Source organism: Bradyrhizobium sp. STM 3809, from assembly GCF_000239795.1.
Lineage (GTDB): Bacteria > Pseudomonadota > Alphaproteobacteria > Rhizobiales > Xanthobacteraceae > Bradyrhizobium.
On the sequence record NZ_CAFJ01000349.1, the window covers coordinates 1 to 5,637 of the forward strand.

Here is a 5,637-nt window from a genome sequence, read left to right on the forward strand (position 1 = left end):
GGACCTCGGCGTCACCGCGCTGTGGCTGCTGCCGTTCTATCCCTCGCCGGGCCGCGACGACGGCTATGACATCGCCGATTACGGCAGCATCAATCCCGATTTCGGGACGATGAAGGATTTCAAGCGCTTCATCCAGGAGGCGCAGCGCCGCGGCCTGCGCGTCATCACCGAGCTCGTGGTCAACCACACCTCCGACCAGCACCACTGGTTCAAGCGCGCCCGCCGCAGCCCGCCGGGATCGAGCGCACGCAGCTGGTATGTCTGGAGCGACACCGACCAGAAATATCTCGGCACGCGCATCATCTTCACCGATACCGAGAAGTCCAACTGGACATGGGATCCCGAGGCCGGCCAGTTCTATTGGCACCGCTTCTTCTCGCACCAGCCGGACCTGAACTTTGACAATCCGCGGGTCGTCAACGCCATCATCCAGGTGATGAAGCGCTGGCTCGACGCCGGCGTCGACGGCTTCCGTCTGGACGCCATTCCCTATCTCTGCGAGCGCGACGGCACCAACAACGAGAACCTGCCTGAGACGCACGCGATCATCAAGCGCCTGCGTGTCGAGCTCGACAATTACGCCAAGGACAAGCTGTTGCTGGCGGAGGCCAATCAATGGCCTGAGGACGTGCAGGAATATTTCGGCCAGGGCGACGAGTGCCACATGGCCTACCACTTCCCGCTGATGCCGCGCATCTACATGGCCATCGCGCAGGAGGATCGCTTCCCGATCACCGACATCCTGCGCCAGACGCCGGATATCCCTTCGAGCTGCCAATGGGCGCTGTTCCTGCGCAATCACGACGAGCTGACGCTCGAAATGGTCACGGATGTCGAGCGCGACTATCTCTGGTCGACCTATGCCAACGATCCGCGCGCGCGCATCAATGTCGGCATCCGCCGGCGGCTGGCGCCCTTGATGGACAATGACCGGCGCAAGATCGAGCTGATGAACTCGCTCCTGATGTCGTTTCCGGGCACGCCGATCATCTATTATGGCGACGAGATCGGCATGGGCGACAACATCTATCTTGGCGACCGCAACGGCGTGCGCACGCCGATGCAGTGGACGCCCGATCGCAATGGCGGATTCTCCCGGGCCGACCCGGCGCGGCTGTACGCGCCGATGATCATGGACCCCGTCTACGGCTACGAGGCCGTCAATGTCGAGGCGCAGTCGCGCAGCCTGTCGTCGCTGCTCAACGCCACCAAGAAACTGATCTCGGTGCGAAAATCGACGCTCGCCTTCGGGCGCGGCACCATGACCTTCATCCGGCCGGCCAACCGCTCCGTTCTGGCCTATGTGCGGCAATACAAGGACGAAGTCATTCTCTGCGTCGCCAATCTGTCGCGCTCGGCGCAGGCGACGGAGCTCGACTTGTCGGCATTCAAGGATCGGATCCCGATCGAGATGCTCGGCCGCTCGCGCTTCCCCGCGATCGGCGAGCTGCCCTACATGATCACGCTGGCGCCCTACGGCTTCTACTGGTTTCAGCTCAAGGAGCGCGACAAGTCCGAGCCGGTCATTCAACGCGCGGTGCCGGAGTTCGAGACGCTGGTCGTGCCGCTCGGCTCGACCTGGGTGTCGCTGGCGCGCACCCGCAGCCTGTTCGAACGCGATGTGCTGCCGGACCACCTCGCGCGTACGCGCTGGTATCCCGAGCGCGCGCCGGAGGCGATCCACCCGACCCTCACCTCGGCGATCCCGTTCTGCGACATCGGCGACAACAGGCCATGGCTGATCTTCTTCAAGGCTGCCGAGCGCAAGGACGAGCTGCGCTACCTGCTGCCGATGCAGATCGATTGGGTGCGGTTCGATCGCGAGCGCTACAATCCGCAGGCCTTCGCCGCCGTGCGCCAGGGTGCCCGCGAGGGTACGCTGCTGGATGCCGCGACCAACCCGATCTTCCTGTCGCTGCTGCTGCGCAATCTCGCGCAGTCGCTCACCGTCGAGGAGAACGGGCTGCGGCTGGAATTCCGTCCGACGTCGCGGTTTCCCGACAAGCCGGTGCGCGAGTCCGAGCAGGTGCGCGTGATCGAGACCGACCGCTGCAGCAGCAAGGCGGTCGTCAACAACGAGTTCTTCATCAAGATTTATCGTGAGCTCGAGGCGGGTCCTCATCCCGAAGTCGATGTCGGGCGATTCCTGACCGAGACAGTCGGCTTCGCCAACGTTCCACCGCTGCTCGGCAGCGTCGAGGTGATCCAGGACGACGAGCGGCGCACGGTGGGCGCCGTGCACGCCTTCGTCGAGAACCAGGGTGACGGCTGGACCGTCACCGCAGCCTATCTCGACCGCTTCATCGACGACCAGCGCGTGTTCGCCACCAGCGGCGACGAACGGCAAAGCGAGGAGCTGTCGCCCTATCTGCGCTACATGACCCAGGCAGGCCGGCGCGCCGGCGAGATGCATGCGGCGCTGGCCTCGCGCGGCGACATCCCCGACTTCGCGCCGGAGCCGACCACGGCCGATAGCCTCGATCACTGGATCGACCGGCTTCGGACCCAGGCCGCGCAGATCGTCGCCGGCCTGAGCGAGCGCCGCGATCATCTCAAGGACCCGGAGCGGGCTTTGGCCGATCAGGTCCTCGCGAGGCGCAGCGAGTTGTCGGACCGCCTCACGCAGCCTCTTCCGCACCAACTCGGCGGCTGCGACATGCGCGTGCATGGCGACTTTCACCTGGGTCAGATGCTGATCGTCAGGGACGACATCGTCATCATCGACTTCGACGGTGACGAAGGGATGCCGCTCGCCGAGCGCCGGCGCAAGGCGCCGCCGGCACGCGACATCGCAGGCTTTCTGCGCTCGATCGACTGCTCCGTCCGCGTGGCGCTCGAGCGCGCGCTGCGCACTGCGCCCGACGACCATGGCAGGCTTGGTGCAGCCCTCGCCGACTGGCGTGATCAGGCGACACGGGCCTTTTTGGCCGGTTATCGCGACGTCAAGGCCACCGAGCGGCTCTGGCCGGACAATTCGCGCGGCGCAGAAGCGCTCCTTAACGTTTTCCTGCTGGAAAAAGCTCTCGGAGCGCTCGAATATGATCTGGCTCACCGGCCGGATTGGTTGCGCGTCGCGCTGGGCAATCTGCTTCGCGTCCTGTCCGAGCCAGTTCCTGCCAGCGAGTCCTCATGACCCATCTTTCTCCCGAGGCGTTTGCGATCATCGAGGGTCGGCATGCCGACCCGTTTCGCTATCTCGGCCAGCACAATGTCGACGGCCGGACGGTGGTGCGTGCCTTCCTGCCGGAGGCTTCCCGGGTCGAGGTCGTTGGCGAGCACGGCGAAGTGGCGCCGCTGACGCGGATCCACGACGCCGGCCTGTTCACCGGGACGATGTCGTCGATGCAGCGCTATCGCCTGCGTGCCACGTTCGGCGACTCCGTCACCGACCTGGAAGACCCCTATCGCTTCCTGCCGATCCTGAGCGATTTCGACCTGCACCTGCTCGGCGAGGGCAACCACGAGCGGCTCTACGACAAGCTCGGCGCCCACCCCATGGTGATCGACGGCGTCGACGGCGTCGGCTTCGTCGTGCTCGCGCCGAATGCGCGGCGCGTCAGCGTCGTCGGCGATTTCAACTTCTGGAATGCGCGCCGGCATCCGATGCGCGTGCGCGGCAACGGCTATTGGGAGCTGTTCATCCCGCGCGCCCGCGCCGGCGACCACTACAAATTCGACATCATCGGCCCGCAGGGCGAGCACCTGCCGCTGAAATCCGATCCGATGGCGTTCGCCGCCGAGATGCGCCCCAAGACGGCGTCGATCGTGGTCGACGAAACGCACCTGCCGCGGCCGCGTCCGGCGCCTCACGACATCAACAAGCTGAACAAGCCGGTGTCGATCTACGAGGTGCATCTCGGCTCGTGGCGGCGCAAGGACAGCAATCAATGGCTGACCTATCGGGAGCTCGCCGAGCAGCTGCCGGCCTATGCGCGCGGCATGGGCTTCACCCACATCGAATTCCTCCCCGTCAGCGAGCATCCGTTCGACGGCTCCTGGGGCTATCAGCCGACGGGCCTGTACGCGCCGACCAGCCGTTTCGGCAGCCCCGAGGATTTCTGCGTGCTGGTCGATGCCTGCCATCGCGAGGGGCTGGCGGTGTGGCTCGACTGGGTCCCCGGCCATTTCCCCGACGATCCGCACGGCCTCGGCCATTTCGACGGCACCGCGCTGTACGAGCACGCCAATCCGATGCAGGGCCGGCACCTCGACTGGGGCACGCTGATCTACAATTACGGCCGGACCGAAGTCGCGAACTTCCTGCGCGCCAACGCGCTGTTCTGGCTGGAGCGCTACGGCATCGACGGCCTCCGCGTCGACGCCGTCGCCTCGATGCTCTATCTCGACTACAGCCGGCCCTCCGGCGGCTGGATCCCGAACAAGTATGGCGGGCGCGAAAATCTCGAAGCGATCGAGTTTCTGCGCCGGACCAACATCGACGTGTTCGGCCATTTTCCGCAGGCCACCACCGCGGCGGAGGAGTCCACCGCCTGGCCGCAGGTGTCGCGTCCGGTCGACGCGGGAGGGCTCGGCTTCGGCTACAAGTGGAATATGGGCTGGATGCACGACACCTTGCGCTACATCGGCAAGGACCCGATCCACCGCAAATACCACCACGGCGAAATCCTGTTCGGGCTGCACTACGCCTTTTCGGAAAACTTCATCCTGCCGCTGTCGCATGACGAGGTGGTGCACGGCAAGCGCTCCATCCTCGGCCGTATGCCCGGCGACGACTGGCAGCGCTTTGCGAACCTGCGCGCCTATTACAGCTTCATGTTCGGCCACCCCGGCAAGAAGCTCCTGTTCATGGGCTGCGAGCTCGCCCAGGAGCGGGAGTGGAATCACGACACCTCGCTGGACTGGCACCTCCTGGGCGATGCCCGCTATGCCGGCATCCAGGCCCTGATCCGCGACCTCAACCTCCTCTACCGCAACCAACCGGCGCTGCACGAGCGGGATTGCGAGCCGGAGGGCTTCGAGTGGCTGGTCACCGACGATGCCGACCGCAACGTGTTCGCCTGGGTGCGAAAGGGCTTCGATGACCGCGCCCGCTGCGTCGTGGTCGTGAACTTTTCGCCCAACGTGTATTACAATTACCGGGTCCGCGCGCCGCTCGGCGGCACATGGCGGGAAGTCTTCAATTCCGACTCCTCGCATTATGGCGGCAGCAATGTCGGCAATGTCGGCCAGGTCCATGCCTCTGAAGATCAGCACCTCAACCTCATCCTCCCGCCCATGGCAGCGGTATTTCTCGTCCCGGAAGCCTGACGCGATGCGTCTCGCCGCAGGAAGTCACGCCCGTCTCGGTGCCACCTGGGACGGGCGGGGGACCAATTTTGCCCTGTTCTCCGCCAATGCCGAGAAGGTCGAGCTGTGCCTGTTCGACAGCCAGGGCCGCCGCGAGATCGAGCGCATCGAGCTGCCGGAGCGGACCGAGGACGTCTGGCACGGCTACCTCAACGACGTCTCGCCGGGACAGCTCTACGGCTACCGCGTCTATGGCCCCTATGAGCCGGAGCGCGGCCACCGCTTCAACGCCAACAAGCTGCTGCTCGACCCCTATGCCAAGCGGCTTGCCGGTCGCCTGGTCTGGAGCGATGCGCATTTCGCCTACCGCGCCGGCTCGCCGCGCGAGGA

At 65.4% G+C, this 5,637-nt stretch carries 2 protein-coding genes and 1 pseudogene; all 3 read left to right on the forward strand.

The features are described from left to right. The coding region (gene treS / locus BRAS3809_RS18690) for a maltose alpha-D-glucosyltransferase (protein WP_035656816.1) at positions 1-3,133 on the forward strand (3,133 nt) is incomplete at its 5' end. Then, positions 3,130-5,268 (forward strand): 1,4-alpha-glucan branching protein GlgB, encoded by a 2,139-nt coding sequence (gene glgB, locus BRAS3809_RS18695; protein WP_008963637.1) that lies wholly within the window; start codon positions 3,130-3,132, stop codon positions 5,266-5,268. The genes treS and glgB, both read left to right, overlap by 4 nt. A 4-nt stretch (positions 5,269-5,272) precedes the next feature. Beyond that, positions 5,273-5,637, forward strand: a pseudogene (locus tag BRAS3809_RS18700) (glycogen debranching protein GlgX); the annotation flags it as partial.

Excerpts from the sequence above, each read along its gene's own strand:
- glgB (WP_008963637.1), top strand. The coding sequence starts at position 3,130 with ATGACCCATCTTTCTCCCGAGGCGTTTGCGATCATCGAGGGTCGGCAT.